The sequence below is a fragment of the Streptomyces sp. NPDC004732 genome, assembly GCF_040609235.1.
Taxonomy (GTDB): Bacteria; Actinomycetota; Actinomycetes; order Streptomycetales; family Streptomycetaceae; genus Streptomyces.
On the sequence record NZ_JBEXJR010000012.1, the window covers coordinates 121,076 to 137,912 of the forward strand.

At 70.0% G+C, this 16,837-nt stretch carries 14 protein-coding genes and 1 tRNA gene; 10 read left to right on the forward strand and 5 right to left on the reverse strand.

What is annotated here, in order from left to right:
• Positions 1-57: 57 nt before the first annotated feature.
• Positions 58-130: transfer RNA gene (locus ABZV77_RS32680), tRNA-His, on the forward strand.
• Between the two features lie 179 nt (positions 131-309).
• Positions 310-984, forward strand: coding sequence for a hypothetical protein (locus ABZV77_RS32685; protein ID WP_356264779.1), 675 nt, complete (start codon positions 310-312; stop codon positions 982-984).
• Here ABZV77_RS32685 and ABZV77_RS32690 read toward each other — a convergent pair.
• On the reverse strand, positions 921-1,253 hold the full coding sequence (locus ABZV77_RS32690; RefSeq protein ID WP_356264781.1) for a hypothetical protein: 333 nt from the start codon (positions 1,251-1,253) through the stop codon (positions 921-923). The genes ABZV77_RS32685 and ABZV77_RS32690 overlap by 64 nt on opposite strands.
• A 76-nt stretch (positions 1,254-1,329) precedes the next feature.
• On the opposite strand from ABZV77_RS32690, the gene ABZV77_RS32695 reads away from it, so the two are divergent.
• Positions 1,330-1,968 carry a hypothetical protein gene (locus ABZV77_RS32695; RefSeq protein WP_356264784.1) on the forward strand — a complete coding sequence of 213 codons (639 nt, stop codon included), beginning with the start codon at positions 1,330-1,332 and terminating at the stop codon, positions 1,966-1,968.
• Positions 1,969-2,010: 42 nt separating this feature from the next.
• On the opposite strand, the gene ABZV77_RS32700 is transcribed toward ABZV77_RS32695, so the two are convergent.
• On the reverse strand, positions 2,011-3,066 hold the full coding sequence (locus tag ABZV77_RS32700) for a LacI family DNA-binding transcriptional regulator (RefSeq protein WP_356264787.1): 1,056 nt from the start codon (positions 3,064-3,066) through the stop codon (positions 2,011-2,013).
• Positions 3,067-3,367: 301 nt separating this feature from the next.
• Here ABZV77_RS32700 and ABZV77_RS32705 point away from each other — a divergent pair, with 301 nt between their 5' ends.
• The 7 genes from ABZV77_RS32705 to ABZV77_RS32735 all read left to right on the forward strand — a co-directional run bounded on the left by ABZV77_RS32705 (position 3,368) and on the right by ABZV77_RS32735 (position 13,306).
• On the forward strand, positions 3,368-4,690 hold the full coding sequence (locus ABZV77_RS32705; protein ID WP_356264790.1) for an extracellular solute-binding protein: 1,323 nt from the start codon (positions 3,368-3,370) through the stop codon (positions 4,688-4,690).
• 5 nt (positions 4,691-4,695) lie between these two features.
• Positions 4,696-5,700 carry a sugar ABC transporter permease gene (locus tag ABZV77_RS32710; RefSeq protein ID WP_356264793.1) on the forward strand — a complete coding sequence of 335 codons (1,005 nt, stop codon included), beginning with the start codon at positions 4,696-4,698 and terminating at the stop codon, positions 5,698-5,700.
• Positions 5,701-5,786: 86 nt separating this feature from the next.
• Positions 5,787-6,599 (forward strand): carbohydrate ABC transporter permease, encoded by an 813-nt coding sequence (locus ABZV77_RS32715; RefSeq protein WP_356265190.1) that lies wholly within the window; start codon positions 5,787-5,789, stop codon positions 6,597-6,599.
• Between the two features lie 96 nt (positions 6,600-6,695).
• The gene (locus ABZV77_RS32720) at positions 6,696-8,117 is read left to right on the forward strand and encodes a GH1 family beta-glucosidase (RefSeq protein WP_356264796.1); all 1,422 of its coding nucleotides are present in this window, start codon (positions 6,696-6,698) and stop codon (positions 8,115-8,117) included.
• Between the two features lie 113 nt (positions 8,118-8,230).
• Positions 8,231-9,910: an aspartate-alanine antiporter gene (gene aspT / locus ABZV77_RS32725; RefSeq protein ID WP_356264799.1), complete on the forward strand. Its 1,680-nt coding sequence runs from the start codon at positions 8,231-8,233 to the stop codon at positions 9,908-9,910.
• Positions 9,911-9,934: 24 nt separating this feature from the next.
• Positions 9,935-11,638, forward strand: a complete 1,704-nt coding sequence (gene aspT / locus ABZV77_RS32730; RefSeq protein WP_356264802.1) for an aspartate-alanine antiporter — start codon at positions 9,935-9,937, stop codon at positions 11,636-11,638.
• Positions 11,639-11,656: 18 nt separating this feature from the next.
• The gene (locus ABZV77_RS32735; protein WP_356264805.1) at positions 11,657-13,306 is read left to right on the forward strand and encodes a bifunctional aspartate transaminase/aspartate 4-decarboxylase; all 1,650 of its coding nucleotides are present in this window, start codon (positions 11,657-11,659) and stop codon (positions 13,304-13,306) included.
• 100 nt (positions 13,307-13,406) lie between these two features.
• Here the strand turns inward: ABZV77_RS32735 and ABZV77_RS32740 are convergent, their stop codons facing one another.
• The 3 genes from ABZV77_RS32740 to ABZV77_RS32750 form a co-directional block, all read right to left on the reverse strand.
• The gene (locus tag ABZV77_RS32740; RefSeq protein ID WP_356264808.1) at positions 13,407-14,462 is read right to left on the reverse strand and encodes a chitinase; all 1,056 of its coding nucleotides are present in this window, start codon (positions 14,460-14,462) and stop codon (positions 13,407-13,409) included.
• A 234-nt stretch (positions 14,463-14,696) separates the two neighbouring features.
• Positions 14,697-16,085 (reverse strand): HAMP domain-containing sensor histidine kinase, encoded by a 1,389-nt coding sequence (locus tag ABZV77_RS32745; protein WP_356264811.1) that lies wholly within the window; start codon positions 16,083-16,085, stop codon positions 14,697-14,699.
• A complete protein-coding gene (locus ABZV77_RS32750; protein WP_356264814.1) occupies positions 16,082-16,786 on the reverse strand; it encodes a response regulator transcription factor in 705 nt (234 codons plus the stop codon). Before ABZV77_RS32750 ends, ABZV77_RS32745 begins: the two co-directional genes overlap by 4 nt.
• Between the last annotated feature and the right edge of the window lie 51 nt (positions 16,787-16,837).

Consider the following 16,837-nt stretch of genomic DNA (forward strand, 5'->3'; position numbering starts at 1 on the left):
TCGGACCCTGTACACTTTTTCTCGGCCGGTCGGAAGAACGACAAACGACCGGACATGGTGGGTGTAGCTCAGTTGGTAGAGCACCTGGTTGTGGTCCAGGTGGCCGCGGGTTCAAGTCCCGTCACTCACCCTGATTGATCAAGGGCCGGTCTGCGCAAGCGGACCGGCCCTTCGTCATGTCCGCAGCGCCTGCCGGTGAACGCGGCGCGGCAGGACCCTCTCCCGCATCACGAAACGGACACCCCTCCTTCACATGATGCACACGACGGCGCATCATGCGCAGAGAGAGCACAACTGCAGGGGGGACCCATGAGCAACAGCACGCCGCCACCGCCGCCCGTATTTCCGCCGCAGCCTCCTCCTCCGCCGCCGCGGAAGGGCGCGAGCAACGCGGTCATCATCGGCTCGGCCGCCGCGGTCATCGCCGCCGTCGTCGTGACGGGCATCGTCGTCGTCAACAGCCGCGACGACGACAAGAAGCCGGAGACCACCAGTTCCGCCGGGCCCGCGGCGGGGGACGACGTGGTCGCGGGTGAGGAGGAGCCGGTCGAGGAGGAGGCGCCCGAGGAGTCCGAGGAGAGCTCCGACGCGGAGGTGGCAGGCCTCGACGACACCGTGACGTACGAAAGCGACGTCGAGGTGAAGCTGTCGAAGTTCGCCCGTGGCACGTCCAGCTCGTACGGGTCGCCGGAGAACACGCCGTACGTCAAGTTCGGCGTGCGGGTGAAGAACAACGGGAAGGCGACCGTCGACACGTCGGCGTTCTCCGTCAGCTGCTCCTACGGCAAGGACGGCAAGTCGAGCGAATCGATCTTCGACACCGAGCGCGGGCTGAACGGCGGGCCCGACACGAAGCTCCTCGCGGGCCGGTCCATCACGGTGACGTGGGCGTGCGAGCTGCCGAAGGCCGAGAAGACGATTCAGATCGAGGTCTCGCCGGACATGGAGTCGGAGTCCTCGATCTTCACGGGTGACGTGCAGTAGGCGCCGATGCGGCTGTCCACCCAGCGCGTACGGGGGTGCGTGCAGTCCGGGCCGACCGGATGTCTGTCCAGATAGGGGTGGGCGGCCCGCACCGTCTCCATGTGGCCTTCGCACACGAATGACGTCCTGATCTCGTCCGGGCCTTCGTGTTCCCACGCGATGTGCCACGCGCCCGCCGCCGCACAGCGGACAGCGGTGCCGTCCGGGTGGTGGTCGACGACACCGCAGCCGTCGCCGTCACCCGGGCCTCCGTACTGGGGAAAGTTCATGTGCCTGGCTCCTCGGCCGTGAGTGTACGGGCCGTTCACGCGTTCCTGAGGGCGGCCGACGGAGCATACTGCCGCCATGGGACCCGATCCGCAGAACAGTCCGTCCGACGCGAACGGCCGTCGACGCGAGGCGGCGGCGAACGCCCGCGAGCGCAGGGCCGACGAGCGGGAGCGGAGCGCGGACACCCGCGAGGCCGGTGCCGACCGGCGCGAGGAGGCCGCGGACGAGCGGGAGCGCCGCATCGCCGCCTGGGAGACGCAGGTCGACGATCGGGAACGCGCCGCGGGCGGGGAGCCCCCCAGCCGACGGCAGCGCTCGTACGAACAGATCGACCGGATACAGAAGCTTCTGACGGCCAGCCAGTCGCGGCTGGACCGCAGCGCGTCGGCGCTGCGGCGCGCGGACGCCGGTGACGCGCGGGACCAGGCCTCCATCGACCGGGAGTCGGTCACCTCCAGCTCGTTGCTGGTCCCCGGCAGCCCCTCGGCACGGATCGCCCTGGAGGACCGGGTGCGCCGGCTGCGACAGCAGGCCGTGACGGCCCTGGAGACCCTGTCCAACGCCCAGCACAGGCTCGCCCACGACCACGAGGAGCACGGTCGGCCGCAGCGGGCCGCGGAGCACCGCGACCTCGCCGAGCAGGCCCGCGAGGCGGCGGACGCCCTGCGCGCGAGCGCCGGGAGCGACGCCGGGCGGGCCGAGGAGCAGGAGTAGGAGCAGGAGCAGGAGCAGTCAGCAGGAGTACGGTCCCGCGGCTCAGGAAGAGTCCCGCTCCACCAGTTGCGTCGGGAGCACCAGCTGGCGCCGCTCCAGGCGCCGGACGGCGGCGGGGCGGCTGTCCGCGATCTCGGCGAGGAGGAGGTCGATCATCGCGCGCCCCATCTCCTCGATCGGCTGCCGCACGCTCGTCAGCGGCGGATCCATGTGGCGGGCGATCGCCGAGTCGTCGAAGCCGACGAGGGCCACGTCGTCGGGTATACGGCGCCCCGCCTCGCGCAGCGCCTGGCGGGCACCGGCCGCCATCACGTCGGAGCCCGCGAAGACCGCGTCCACCTCGGGGCAGGCGGCGAGCAGCTCCCGCATCGCCCGGCGGCCGCCCTCCTCCGTGAAGTCGCCCTGCGCGATCAGCCGTTCGTCCACCGGGTGGCCCGCCTCCTGCAGCGCGGCGCGGTAGCCGTCCAGGCGGCGCTGGGCTCCGTACACATCGAGGCGGCCGGTGATGGTGGCTATGGCGGTGCGCCCGCGCGACAGCAGGTGCTCCACGGCGGAGCAGGCCCCGGCGTAGTTGTCGGAGTCGACGGAGGGCAGCGCCTCCTCGGCGGAGCGGCGGCCGCTGATCACCGCGGGGATCTCCAGCTGGGCGAGCAGGTCGGGCAGCGGGTCGTCGGCGTGCACCGAGACCAGGAGGACTCCGTCGACGCGGTGGGCCGCGAGGTACTGGGCGAGGCGCTGGCGCCTGCGGTCGTTGCCCGCGAAGATCAGCAGCAGCTGCATCTCGGTCTCGCTGAGCTCGGCGCCCACTCCGCGCAGGACGTCGGAGAAGTACGGCTCGGCGAAGAAGCGGGTCTCCGGCTCGGGCACGACCAGGGCGATCGCGTCCGTGCGGTTGGCGGCCAGGGCGCGCGCCGCGGTGTTGGGCACGTACCCGAGCTCGGCCACGGCGGCCTCGACGGCGGTCCTGGTCGCCTCGCTCACCCGCGGCGAACCGTTGATCACTCGGGACACGGTCCCCCGGCCGACCCCCGCCCGCGCCGCCACCTCTTCCAGAGTGGGCCGTCCGCCGCTGCGGCCGCGCGCCGCGTGAGCTGCCATAGTCCGCCTCCCGTCACACTTCCCCCGGCGAGGAATGTAACAGCCCGATCTTCGCCGGTCCGCCGGGCCGATCCACAGACGTCCCGTAACGGCCCGATAACCGAAGACGTAACTCCCTGTCCGGTCCCTTGACACCCCCGGCGCCAGCCACGAGTCTTCAACTCATCACTTGTGGGAGCGCTCCCACACTACCTGACACGTACACATCCCGCACGTTCCCCGCCCGAGCCGCAGAGTGAACCAACGGGCCCAGCAGTGCAGTTGGCCGGGGGGTCGGCACGTCAGGCAACAGGAGGACGTCATGCGCAGCAGCACATTCCGCCGGTCCCGTCGATCCCGCCGACTCGTGGCGTACGCGGCCACGGCCGCGCTGGCCACGAGCCTGCTGGCCGCTTGTTCGAGCGACGACGAAGGCGGCTCGGCGGGCGACGGCAAGGTCACGCTCAACGTGGGCACGTTCGGCGTGCTGGGCCTGAAGCAGGCAGGCCTCTACGAGGAGTACGAGCAGTCGCATCCGAACATCAAGATCAAAGAGAACGTGATCGAGCGGAACGACGCCTATTACCCGAAGCTGCTCACCCAGCTGCAGTCCGGCGCGGGCGTCAACGACGTCGCGGCCATAGAGGTCAGCAACATCACCGAGGTCGTACAGACGCAGGGCGCCAAGTTCGAGGACCTGGGCAAGGCGAAGGGCGTGGACAAGTCGACGTACCTCGACTGGAAGTGGCAGCAGGCCACGACCGAGGACGGCAAGACGATCGGCCTCGGCGTCGACATCGGCCCGACCGCGCTCTGCTACCGCAAGGACCTCTTCGAGAAGGCCGGGCTCCCCACCGACCGCGAGAAGCTCGCGAAGGAGTGGGCGGGCGACTGGGACAAGTACGTCGCGCTCGGCAAGAAGTACATGGCGAAGGCGCCCAAGGGCACCAAGTTCGTCGACTCCGCCTCCAGCGTCTACAACGCCGTGTTCGCCGGTGCCACCGAGCGGTACTACGACAAGGGCGGCAAGGAGATCTACGAGGACAGCCAGGGCCGCAAGGACGCCTGGGACGCGGCGATGAAGGTCGCACAGGGCGACATGTCCGCCAAGCTCAAGCAGTTCGACCCGACGTGGGACCAGGGCTTCGCCAACGCCAAGTTCGCCACGGTGGCCTGCCCCGCCTGGATGGCCGGTTACATCCAGGAGAAGGGCGGCCCGGAGGGCAAGGGCCAGTGGGACATGGCCAAGGCGCCGACGGACGGCAACTGGGGCGGCACGTTCCTCGGCGTGCCGAGCGCGGGCAAGCACAAGAAGGAGGCGACCGAGCTCGCCGTCTGGCTCACCCGGCCCGAGCAGCTCGCGAAGGTCTTCGCCAAGCAGGCCAGCTTCCCGTCCACCCCGTCGGCGTACAGCACGCTGAAGCCGTCGGCGGCCACCAAGGCGTACTTCAACGACGCGCCCATCACGCAGATCTTCGCCGACATCGCGAAGAACACCCCCTCGGCCGTCTACGGCATCAAGGACGCCCAGATCGGCCAGTCCATCACCGACATCGGTGTGCTCCAGGTGGAGCAGCAGGGCAAGTCTCCCGAGGAGGGCTGGGAGGCGGCCCAGAAGGAGATCAAGGATGTTCTGGGACAGTGACGCGCATGTCCGAGACCGCTGAGTACGCCGAGACCGCGTCCCCCGGACAAGGGGGCGCGGCCCCGGCCGCGACCGGGAGCAAGACCTCCCGCACGCCGTCGCCCTGGCGCAGCCGCCTGTACCGCTGGGACATCAAGGCGTCGCCGTACGTCTTCGTCGCGCCGTTCTTCCTCTTCTTCGGCGCCTTCGGCCTCTTCCCGCTCCTCTACACCGGCTGGGCCTCGCTGCACCGCCTGGAGCTGACCAATCTCGACGACAGCACCTGGCTGGGCCTGGACAACTACACCAACCTGCTGCAGAGCGAGTACTTCTGGAACGCGCTCGGCAACACCTTCACCATCGGGATCATCTCCACCGTCCCCCAGCTGGCCGTCGCGCTCGGCATCGCGCACCTGCTCAACTACAAGCTGCGCGGCTCCACCCTGTGGCGGGTCGCGATGCTCGCCCCCTACGCGACGTCCGTGGCGAGCGCCTCGCTGGTCTTCACGCTCCTTTTCGCGTGGGACGGCGGGATGGTCAACTGGCTGATCGGCTCCGTCGGCTTCGACCCGGTCAACTGGCGGGAATCCTCGTGGGGTTCGCAGTTCGCCGTGTCGTCGATCGTCATCTGGCGGTGGACCGGGTACAACGCGCTGATCTATCTGGCGGCGATGCAGGCCGTGCCGCACGACCTGTACGAGTCGGCCGCGCTGGACGGCGCCTCGCGCTGGCAGCAGTTCCGGCACGTGACGATCCCGATGCTGCGGCCGACGATCCTGTTCACGGTGGTCGTCTCCACGATCGGGGCCACCCAGCTCTTCGGTGAGCCGCTGCTGTTCGGCGGCACGGCCGGGTCCAAGGGCGGCGCCGACCACCAGTTCCAGACCCTGGGGCTCTATCTGTACGACCAGGGCTGGATCAACGGCCATCTGGGGCGGGCGTCGGCCGTCGCCTGGCTGATGCTCGTCATCCTGCTGCTCATCGCCGCGGTCAACATGCTGATCGCCCGACGCCTGAGGAAGGACCGATGAAGGCCCGCACGGTGGAGCCGACGAAGGCCCGTACGGCGGACCCGGCGAGGAAGGCGCGCCCCCTGGGCCAGCAGGCCGGGCGGACGATGCACGCGGGCCCTCTCACGTACGCGGTCCTCGTGCTGTTCACGGCGATCTCGCTGGCGCCCCTGGTCTGGACGGCCGTCGCGGCCTCGCGCACGAGCGGACGGCTCGCCCAGACGCCGCCGCCCGTGTGGTTCGGCGGCAACCTCTTCAAGAACCTCGAACGGGCGTGGACGGAGGCGAGCCTCGGTGACGCGATGCTGAACACCACGATCGTGGCGGGCAGCATCACCATCGGCACGGTCCTGTTCTCCACCATCGCCGGATTCGCCTTCGCCAAGCTGAAGTTCAGGTTCAGCGGGGCGCTGCTCCTGCTGACCATCGGCACGATGATGGTGCCGCCGCAGCTCAGCGTCGTACCGCTGTATCTGTGGGTCGCGGACCTGCAGTGGACCAATCAGCTCCAGGCGGTGATCCTGCCGACGTTCGTGAGCGCCTTCGGGGTCTTCTTCATGCGGCAGTACCTGATGCAGGCGCTGCCGAGCGAGCTGATCGAGGCGGCGCGGATGGACGGGGCGAGCAGTCTGCGGATCATCTGGCACGTGGTGTTCCCGGCGGCGCGGCCCGCCATGGCGGTCCTCGGCCTGCTGACGTTCGTCATGGCCTGGAACGACTTCCTGTGGCCGATCATCGCGCTGAACCAGTCGAACCCGACGGTGCAGGTGGCGCTCAACTCCCTCGGCACGGGTTACATCCCCGACCGGGCCGTGATCATGGCGGGCGCGCTGCTCGGCACGTTGCCGCTGCTGCTCGCGTTCCTCCTGTTCGGCAAGCAGATCGTGAGCGGCATCATGCAGGGCGCGGTCAAGGGCTGACCCTTCGGGAGGCCTCCGGGGGCCTGCGGGCTCCCGGACTTCCCCCGGCCCCTTCTCTTACGTACGCCTCTTCCCCCTATCCATGGGAGCGCTTCCATGCCTGAACCCATTACCTTTCCGGCGGACTTCCTCTGGGGCGCGGCCACCTCCGCGTACCAGATCGAGGGCGCCGTGCGCGAGGACGGCCGCACCCCCTCCATCTGGGACACCTTCAGCCACACCCCGGGCCGCACCGCGGGCGGCGACACCGGTGACGTCGCCGTCGAGCACTACCACCGCTACCGCGACGACGTGGCGCTCATGGCGGACCTCGGGCTGAACGCCTACCGGTTCTCCGTCTCCTGGTCGCGCGTGCAGCCCACCGGGCGCGGCCCCGCCGTCCAGCGCGGCCTCGACTTCTACCGGCGCCTCGTCGACGAGCTGCTCGCCAAGGGCATCAAACCCGCCCTGACCCTCTACCACTGGGACCTGCCGCAGGAGCTGGAGGACGCGGGCGGCTGGCCGGTGCGGGAGACCGCCCTGCGGTTCGCCGAGTACGCGTCCATCGTCGGCGAGGCGCTCGGCGACCGCGTCTCGTCCTGGATCACGCTCAACGAGCCCTGGTGCAGCGCCTTCCTGGGCTACGGCTCCGGCGTCCATGCCCCCGGCCGCACCGACCCGGCGGCCGCCCTGCACGCCGCCCACCACCTGAACCTCGCGCACGGCCTGGGCGCACAGGCCCTGCGCGCCGCCCTGCCCGCCCGCGCCCAGGTCGCGGTGAGCCTCAACTCCGCGGTGGTCAGGCCGGTCTCCGACGACCCGCGGGACCAGGACGCCCGGCGGCGCATCGACAACCTCGCCAACGGCATCTTCCACGGCCCGATGCTGCACGGCGCCTACCCGGCGGAGCTGTTCGCGGACACGGCCCGGGTCACCGACTGGTCCTGCGTGCGCGAGGGCGACCTGACCGCCGCGCACCAGCCGCTGGACGCGCTGGGCCTCAACTACTACACGCCCGCGCTGGTGTCGGCCGCGCCGGAAGGACCGGGGAGCAGGCGCGCCGACGGGCACGGGGCCAGCGACCACTCCCCCTGGCCGGGCTCCGACGACGTCGCCTTCCACCAGACGCCCGGCGAGCGCACCGAGATGGGCTGGACCATCGACCCGACCGGGCTGCACGAGCTGATCATGCGGTACGCGCGTGAGGCACCCGGCCTCCCGCTGTACGTCACCGAGAACGGCGCGGCCTACGACGACAAGCCCGATCCCGAGGGCCGCGTCCACGACCCGGAGCGCATCGCCTACCTGCACGGTCATCTGGCCGCCGTCCGCCGGGCCATCGCCGACGGCGCCGACGTCCGCGGCTACTACCTCTGGTCGCTCCTGGACAACTTCGAATGGTCGTACGGCTACGGCAAGCGCTTCGGCGCGGTGTACGTCGACTACGAGACGCAGGTCCGCACGCCGAAGTCCAGCGCCCGCTGGTATGCGACGGTGGCGGGCGCCGGTGAGCTGCCGCGCGAGTACGCCGCGGACTGACCTGCGGGGAGCGGCAGCCCGGGAGCCGAGTGGCAGCACGCCGCCCGGCTCCTTAGGTTGCCCCTATGCCATATACGCCTCATATCGCCATAGACCAGGCGCGGTGAGCGCCGGTGGGTGTACTCCGTGATCACCCCGAGTTCGCGCTGTTCATCTGCCTCGCCCTGGGCTACCTCGTGGGCAAGGTGCGCGTCGGCCCCATCACCCTGGGCGGCATCTGCGGCACGCTGATCGTCTCGCTGCTGCTCGGCGCCTGGGCCGAGGTCGTCGTCTCCGACGACGTCAAGACGATCTTCTTCGCGCTCTTCATCTTCGCCCTCGGCTATCTCGCGGGCCCGCAGTTCTTCTCCAACCTCAACCGCGAGAGCCTGCGCTTCTTCGCGCTCTGCGGCATCGAGCTGGTCTGCGTCCTGGGCATCGCGTTCGGCCTCGCCAAGGCCTTCGACCTGGACGTCGGCACGGCGTCGGGCATCCTGGCGGGCGCGGCCACCGAGTCGGCCGTCGTCGGTACGGCGACCGAGGCCATCGGCAAGCTCGACGGCCTCACCCCGGACCAGATCACCCAGTACCAGGGGCACGTGGCCACCGCGTACACGGTCTGCTACCTCTTCGGCCTGATCACCATCGTGCTCTACACCAGCCAGATCATGCCGATGATGCTGCGCATCAACCTGCGGGACGCCTCGCGCGAGCTGTGGGAGAAGATGCGCGGCTCGGGCGGCGGCCTGGAGCCCGACGAGCGCCAGGCACTCCCGGGCATGGTCGGCCGCACCTATCTGGTGACCACGGCCGACGGCAGGACCGTCGGCGACCTGGAGTCGGATCTCGAAGGCCGGGTCACCGTCGAAGCCGTCAAGCGGGGCAGCAGGAACCTGACGCCCGCGCCCGGCCTGGCGCTCACCCTCTCCGACCTGGTCCTGGTGGTCGGCCGCCGCGCCAACGTCATCGAGTCCGGGCACCTCATCGGCCCCGAGACCCCCGGCATCCCCGGCGTCGACACCCCGCTGGCCACCACCCAGGTCGCCGTCACCGAGAAGTCGACGGACGGCATGAGCGTGGACGCCCTCCAGCGCGAGCACCCCGAGTTCATCAAGGACGGCGTGTACGTCACCGACGTGCTGCGCGGCGACCAGCACCTGCCCGCGACCGGTGGCACCACCGTGCGCCGCGGCGACGTGCTCACCCTGGTGGGCGCGCGCTCCGGCCTGACCAAGCTGGTCGCGAGGATCGGCTCGGTCGTCAAGAACGACGCCACCGACTTCATCTATCTGGGTCTGGGCATCGCCGCAGGTTCCCTGCTCGGGCAGGTCGTCGTGCACTTCGGCGACGTACCCATGTCGCTCGGCACGGGCGGCGGCTGTCTGATCTCCGGGCTGCTCTTCGGCTGGTTCCGCTCCCGCAAGCAGACCTTCGGGGCGTTCCCGCCGCAGGCCGCGAACACCCTCAAGGACATGGGCCTGGCGATCTTCATCGCCTGTACGGGGCTCGTGTCGGGGCCGCAGGCCTGGCCGCTGCTCAAGCAGTACGGGGCGCTGCTTCCGTTCGCCGGGATCGCGATGGTCCTGGTGCCCGCGACGATCTCCCTCCTCGTCGGCCGCAAGCTCCTGAAGATCGAGAAACCGCTCCTGATCGGCGCCATCGCGGGCCAGCAGTGCTCGACCCCGGCGATCACTTCCGTCACCCAGGTGGCCCAGAGCTCGGTCCCGCTGCTGGGCTACACGATCACCTACGCCCTCTCGAACTTCCTGCTTCCTCTGACCGGGCCGATCCTCGTCGGCGTACTCGGCGCCTGACGTGGCGCGTCCGGAGCGTAGAAAATGATCGATTTCCTCAACCGGAACATCTTCCAGCCCCATCCCGAGCTGCTCGTCTTCATCACCGTGGCGATCGGCTTCCTCTTCGGGAAGCTGCGCTACAAGGCCATCGGGCTCGGCGCGGTCACCGGCTGCCTCATCGCGGGGCTGCTGCTCGGGGCGCAGTTCAAGGTCGACATCGACGGCACCGTGAAGAACCTCTTCTTCACGATGTTCCTGTTCGCGCTCGGCTACAAGGTCGGCCCGCAGTTCTTCCGCGGCCTGAAGAAGGACGGTCTTCCGCAGGTCCTCAACGCGGTCGTGGTCTGCGTGACCGGCCTGCTCGTCTGCTGGGGTTTCGCCGCGCTGCTCGGCTACGGCCCCGGGCTCTCGGCCGGTCTGCTCGGCGGGGCGCTCACCCAGTCCGCCGTCATCGGTGTCGCGGGCGACGCGATCTCCAATCTGCCGGGGCTCAGCTCCGCGCAGGTCAAGAGCGAGTCGAACCTGGTCGCCATCGGGTACGCGGTGACGTATCCCCTCGGCACGATCCTCTGCGCGATGCTGCTCGCCAACATCCTGCCCAAGCTCTACCGCAAGGACCTCGCGGCCGAATCCGCCGCCCTGGCCAAGGAGCTGGACGCCCCAGGCGACGACCCCGACCTCGCCGAGGGCTACTACGAGGTCGTCCTGCGCGCCTACACCATCCAGCGCCCCGACCTCGTGGGCCGCACCGTCGAGGACTTCGAGAACCAGCAGCGCGAGCTGGGCCGCCGGGTCTACATCACGCGCGTACGCAGGGAGGGGAACATCCTCGACCACGACCAGCAGCTCGCCCTGCGCGAGGGCGACGTCGTGGCGATGAGCGCGCTGCGCGGCTCGCTCGTCGAGTTCGACGCCAGGACGCACATCGGCGCCGAGACCGACGACGTCGAACTCCTCGGCTACCAGACCGAGTCACTGCACGTCGTGGCCTCCGAGAAGGACCACCTGGGCAGGACCATCGGGGACCTGCGGCGCGAGCCGTTCATGGTCGGTGTGTACATCGACAAGCTGTACCGCTCCGGCGCCGACTTCCCCTACCGCCTCTCCACCAAGCTGGAGCGCGGCGACACCCTGATCCTCACCGGCCCCAAACGCCTGGTGGACCCGGCGGGCAAGGAGCTCGGCAAGCCCGTCCCGACGTCCTTCGCCACCGACATGATCTGGGTGGGGCTCGGCATCTTCCTCGGCGGCTGCATCGGCATCCCGGCGCTGACCGCGGGCGGCGTGCCGATCTCGCTCTCCACGTCCGGCGGCGCGCTGATCATGGGCCTGGTCTTCGGGTGGATCCGCGGCAAGTACCCGACGTACGGGAACGTTCCGCCCGGCGCCCAGTGGTTCATGGACACGCTCGGGCTCTGCCTGTTCGTCGCGGTGGTCGGCATCAACGCGGGTCCGAGCTTCACCTCCGGCCTCTCGACGGCCGGTTGGGGCCTGCTCGTGTTCGGTGCGGTCGCCACGGTGATCCCGCTGATCGTCGGCTTCCTCTTCGGGCACTACGTGCAGAAGATCCGCTTCCCCATCCTGATGGGCGTCCTCGCGGGCGGCCAGACGACCACCGCGGCGATCGGCGCGATCAACGAATCGTCCAGGTCCCAGATCCCGACGCTCGGCTACACGATCCCGTACGCCGTCGGAAACGTGCTCCTGACGATCTGGGGAGCCGTCATCGTCCTGCTCCACCACTGATCCCCGGAGGAACGAGCCGTGCCCAAGACCACCTTCACCCGCGAGGAAATCCAGTCCTTCGCCCAGCTCAGCCCCTTCGAGCTGAAGGACAAGTTCATCCAGATCGCCCAGGCGGTACAGGCCGACAAGCCGGGGCAGAAGGAGACGTCCAGCGTCCAGATGCTCAACGCGGGACGCGGCAACCCCAACTGGATCGCCACCGGGCCCCGCGAGGCCTTCTACGCGCTCGGCTACTTCGCCCTCTCGGAGTCGAGGAGGGTGTGGACCGCCGACGACCTCGGTGGCATGCCGGAGAAGAAGGGGTCGGGCGCCCGCTTCGACACCTTCGTGCGGCAGCACCCGGACCTGCCCGGCATCGGGCTGCTCCAGAAGTGCGTCGAGTACGCCGTCGAGCGGTTCGGCTTCGACCGGGACGACTTCATCCACGAGCTGACGGACAGCTCGGTCGGCGACAACTACCCCGTCCCCGACCGGATGCTGAACCACGCCGAGCAGATCGTGCGCGGCTACGTCGCCGACGAGATGTTCGACCACAAACCCCCGCCGGGCAACCTCAGCCTGTTCGCCACCGAGGGCGGCACGGCCGCGATGTGCTACATCTTCGACTCGCTCATGAAGAACGGGGTCCTGCACAAGGGCGACAAGATCGCCCTGATGGTGCCGGTGTTCACGCCGTACGTCGAGATCCCCGAGCTCGACACGTACGAGTTCGACGTGACGTACGTCGAGGCCAGCATGTTCGCCGAGGCGGGCGTGCGGGAGTGGCGCTACCCGGAGGAGGAGGTCGCCAAGCTCGCCGACCCGGACATCAGGATGGTCTGCCTGGTCAACCCCTCCAACCCGCCCTCGCTCGCGCTGAGTCAGCGGGTCGCGGACCAGCTCCAGCAGATCGTCGCCACGTCGAACCCGAACCTGCTGATCGTGACGGACGACGTGTACGGCACGTTCGTCGAGGGCTTCCGGTCCGTCGCCGCCGACCTGCCGCGCAACACGCTGCTCGTCTACTCGTACTCCAAGCACTACGGCGCCACCGGCTGGCGGCTCGGCGTGATCGGGCTGAACGACGACAACGTCATCGACAAGATGATCGCGGCGCTGCCGCAGGCGGAGAAGGACCGGCTCGCCAAGCGGTACGGCACGCTGACGCTGGAGCCGGAGAAGATCAAGTTCATCGACCGGCTCGTCGCGGACTCCCGGCAGGTGGCGCTGAACCACACCTCGGGGCTGTCCCTCCCCCAGCAGATGATGATGGTGCTCTTCTCCCTCTTCGACATGCTGGAGGAAGGGCAGGCGTACAAGCTGCGCATCCGCGCGATCGTGCAGCAGCGGCTCGAACTCCTCCTGGAGGGCGCCGAGATGAAGATCTCGGACGATCCGCACCGGGCGGGCTACTACATCGAGCTCGACCTGCTCGCCGAGGCGGAACGCGTCCACGGCAAGGACTTCGCCGACTTCCTGGAGAAGAACTACGAGCCGGTCGACCCGCTGTTCCGCCTCGCCGAGCAGACGCACGTGGTGCTCCTGAACGGCGGCGGCTTCGAAGGTCCCGAATGGTCGGTGCGGGTGTCGCTCGCGAACCTCGACGACCTCGACTACCTGAAGATCGGGCATCACCTGCGGTCGATCTTCAACGACTACGCGTCGGAGTGGCGGGCGTCGAAGGCGTAGTACGGGAGGTACGGGACAGGGGTGGGCGCCCCGACCGGGTGGGGGGTACCGGTCGAGGCGCCGTGGGGGCGATGGTTCGGGGGTCAGGAGGGGCAGGGACCTACTTGTAGGCGCCGAAGGCCTTCGTGAAGGCGAGCGGCTCCTGCTCGATCGAGGAACAGACCGGCGAGGCACCGCCGCCCGAGCCGCCCTCGCACGCCTTGTCGCGGGTCGAGGACCACATCGAGAGCCAGCCGAGGTCCTTCTCCTCGGCGAACTTCACCAGCTCCGTGGCGTCGTCGACCTTGAAGACCTCGGTGGTGACGTCGTTGACGCCGATCATCGGGGTGACCGCGACGGCCTGCCAGGCCGCCTCGTCGGACAGGCCGAGGGCACCCTTGATCTGCTGCTGCGTGGCGGTGGCGGCGTCGATGGCGTACTTGCCCATGTCACCGCTGTAGGACGGCCCGTAGTCCATGGCCATGATGTTCACCGCGTCGACCTGCACGCCGTTCTCCTTGGCGTTGGCGAGCAGGTCGACGCCGGGCTGGGTCAGGCCCTCGGGCATCACGGGCAGCGTGAACGACACGTTCAGGTCCGGGTGCTCCTTCTGGAGCTGGGCGATCGCCTGGGAGCGGCGGGTGTTGGCCGCGGTGTCGGGCAGGGCGGCGCCCTCGATGTCGAAGTCGACCTTGGTCAGCTCGTAGGCGTCGACGACCTTGCCGTACGCCTTGGCGAGGGCGTCGGCGCTGTCGCACTTGAGGCCGAGCTCGGAGCCCGCGGCCCCGCCGAAGGAGACGCGGACGTCGCCGCCCTTGGCGCGCAGGTCGCCTATCTGCGCGGCCACCTTGTCGTCACCGAGGCCGGTGGTGCCGCCCCACAGGGGCTCGCAGCCGCCGCCGGAGGTGATGAAGGCGAGGTTGAACTCCTTCACGCCGGTCTTCTCCGCGGTGTCGAGGAGGTCGTAGGCCGGGGCGAGGGAGGTGTCGACGAAGGGCGCGAACTTGGTGGCGGCCTGCGTGGACTCCGTGGGCTCCGTGGGCTTGTCGGCCGGGGCCTTCGTCGCCAGCGCCGTGCCGGAGAGGAGGAAGGCGCCGCCGCCGACGAGGGACGCGGCGACGAGTCCGCCGATGACCTTGGACCGGGTGCTCACCGTGCGCCGGTGCGTGCTGCTCATCGCGTTCCTGCCTTAGCTGTACGGGGGTGGGGGTGCGATCACGCTAGCCGCGCGGAGGACGACAAAAGGGGTAACCCTGCGCCGAGTTGAGGATCTTAGGACGCACTTAAGGAAGAGATCGGGAGTGGTTAAAGGTCGGGTCCGACTGCGGCTCGCGGGGGGTGTTTTTAGGGGCGCGGGGAACTGCGCGAGCAACCCCCACCCACCCGCAGAAAAGCCCCCGGCCGGAAAAGCTCAGCCCCCGCTGGGAGCACGCCGCCGGCGACGCACCGCCGCCCCCCGGTGCCCCGGGCGCCCCACCACCGGCCGGTGAGACCCCAGCTGTATCCAGATGCGGACCTCCGTGCCGCCGAGGACCGAGCTGCCGATGCGCAGGTCGCCGCCCGTGGACTCGGCGAGGCGGCGCACGATGTCGAGGCCGAGCCCCGTGGAGCCGTCCTCGCCGGACCCCGCGCCCCTGGCGAGCGCGGCCTCGGGGTCGGCGATGCCGGGGCCCGCGTCGGAGACGAGCACGATCACGGCGTCCTCGCCGTTGTGGACGTCGACCGAGAAGGCCGTGCCTTCGGCCGTGTGCCGGAAGACGTTGCCGAGCAGCGCGTCGAGCGCGGCGACCAGTTCGGGGCGGGCCACCGGTATCCGGACCGGCCTGTCGACGCCCGCCACCCGGACCTCGCGCCCCTCGTCCTCGGCGAGCGCCGACCAGAAGGACATCCGCTCCCTGATCACCTCGGCCGCGTCGCAGCCCGCGCCGGGGCCGGCCATGGCCGTCTGCGGCTTGGCGTCACGGGCGGTGCGGATGATCGTGTCGACCTCGCGCTCCAGCGTCTCGACCGCCGTGCGGGTCTGCTCCGCCGCGTCGCCTTCGCCGAGCGAGGCCGCGTTGAGCCGCAGCACCGTCAGGGGTGTCCGCAGCCGGTGGGAGAGGTCGGCCGCCAGCTCCCGCTCGTTGGCCAGGAGTTGTACGACCTGGTCGGCCATCGAGTTGAACGCCACCGCGGCGAGCCGCAGTTCGGTGGGCCCCTCCTCCGGCACCCGCGCCCCCAGCTTTCCCTCGCCGAGCTCGTGCGCGGCGCCCACCAGGCGTTTCGCGGGCTGGACCATGCGTACGCCGAGCCGGTCCGCGACCGCGACCGAGCCGATGACGAGGGCGATACCGACGCCCGCGAGCACCACCCACGCCGTCGTCACGCCATTGCTGACCTCGGCCTCGGGGACGTAGATCTCCACGACCGCCGTGCCCGAGCTGAGCGCGGTCGGCTGCAGGACCACGAAGCCGCCGGGCACCCCGGTGGTCCTGGCCCGGCCCTCCTTGCGGGTGGCCTCCACCGCTCGCGCCCCGGCCCTCGGGTCGCCGACCTCGAAGGCGTCGGCGTCCCCGACGGCAGGCACGTACACGGCCATCCGTCCGTCGCCGCCCGCCTCGGACGAGGCGACGGCCCGGGTGAGCTCCGCGCGGTCGGTGGTGATGGAGAGCGTGGGGCCCATGCCCGCGCCGTGCCGTTCCGCGTTCGAGATGGCACGGTCCCTCGCCATCTCCTTGACGACGAGGCCGAGCGGCACCGCGAAGGCCACCACGACCATCGTGGTGACGGCCAGGCAGACCTTGACGAGGGCCCACCTCACAGCTGTGGCTCCGGCACCGGCGGCTCCAGCTTCACGCCGACCCCGCGCAGGGTGTGGAGGTAGCGCGGACGCGCGGCCGTTTCGCCCAACTTCCGCCGCAGCCACGACAGATGTACGTCGATGGTCTGGTCGTCGCCGTAGCTCTGCTGCCAGACCTCGGCGAGCAGCTCCTTGCGCGGCACGACGACGCCGGGCCGCCCGGCGAGGAAGGCCAGCAGGTCGAACTCGCGTCGGGTCAGGTCGAGCCGCGCGCCGTCCAGCTCGGCCTGGCGCCGCAGCGGGTCGATGCAGAGCCCGCCGACCTGGAGCACGTTGCCCGGCTGCGCCTCGCCCGCCGTGACCCGCGCGCGGCGCAGCACGGCGGCCATGCGCGCCGAGAGGTGCTCGACGGAGAACGGCTTGGTGAGGTAGTCGTCGGCGCCGTCGTTCAGGAGCCGTACGATCTCCGCCTCGTCGTCCCGCGCGGTCGCGATGATCACGGGGACGTCCGTGATCCCGCGGAGCATCTTCAGCGCCTCCGACCCGTCGAGGTCGGGCAGGCCGAGATCCAGGATCACCACGTCAAAACGGAAATGGGCGACCTCCCGCAGCGCCTCCAGGGCCGTGCCGACGCTGCGCACGGTGTGCGATGCCTCGGTCAGATGCCGGATGAGGGCGGAGCGTACGAACTGGTCATCCTCGACGACGAGCACACTTGCCATGGGCGGCACCGTACGCCATACGGCGGAACCCGGTCGTCCGCGGGAGCCCGG

Excerpts from the sequence above, each read along its gene's own strand:
- ABZV77_RS32740 (WP_356264808.1), bottom strand. The coding sequence starts at position 14,462 with ATGAGCAGCACGCACCGGCGCACGGTGAGCACCCGGTCCAAGGTCATC.
- ABZV77_RS32690 (WP_356264781.1), bottom strand. The coding sequence starts at position 1,253 with ATGAACTTTCCCCAGTACGGAGGCCCGGGTGACGGCGACGGCTGCGGT.
- ABZV77_RS32710 (WP_356264793.1), top strand. The coding sequence starts at position 4,696 with ATGTCCGAGACCGCTGAGTACGCCGAGACCGCGTCCCCCGGACAAGGG.
- ABZV77_RS32685 (WP_356264779.1), top strand. The coding sequence starts at position 310 with ATGAGCAACAGCACGCCGCCACCGCCGCCCGTATTTCCGCCGCAGCCT.
- aspT (WP_356264802.1), top strand. The coding sequence starts at position 9,935 with ATGATCGATTTCCTCAACCGGAACATCTTCCAGCCCCATCCCGAGCTG.
- ABZV77_RS32705 (WP_356264790.1), top strand. The coding sequence starts at position 3,368 with ATGCGCAGCAGCACATTCCGCCGGTCCCGTCGATCCCGCCGACTCGTG.
- ABZV77_RS32700 (WP_356264787.1), bottom strand. The coding sequence starts at position 3,066 with ATGGCAGCTCACGCGGCGCGCGGCCGCAGCGGCGGACGGCCCACTCTG.
- ABZV77_RS32695 (WP_356264784.1), top strand. The coding sequence starts at position 1,330 with ATGGGACCCGATCCGCAGAACAGTCCGTCCGACGCGAACGGCCGTCGA.
- ABZV77_RS32720 (WP_356264796.1), top strand. The coding sequence starts at position 6,696 with ATGCCTGAACCCATTACCTTTCCGGCGGACTTCCTCTGGGGCGCGGCC.
- ABZV77_RS32750 (WP_356264814.1), bottom strand. The coding sequence starts at position 16,786 with ATGGCAAGTGTGCTCGTCGTCGAGGATGACCAGTTCGTACGCTCCGCC.
- ABZV77_RS32715 (WP_356265190.1), top strand. The coding sequence starts at position 5,787 with ATGCACGCGGGCCCTCTCACGTACGCGGTCCTCGTGCTGTTCACGGCG.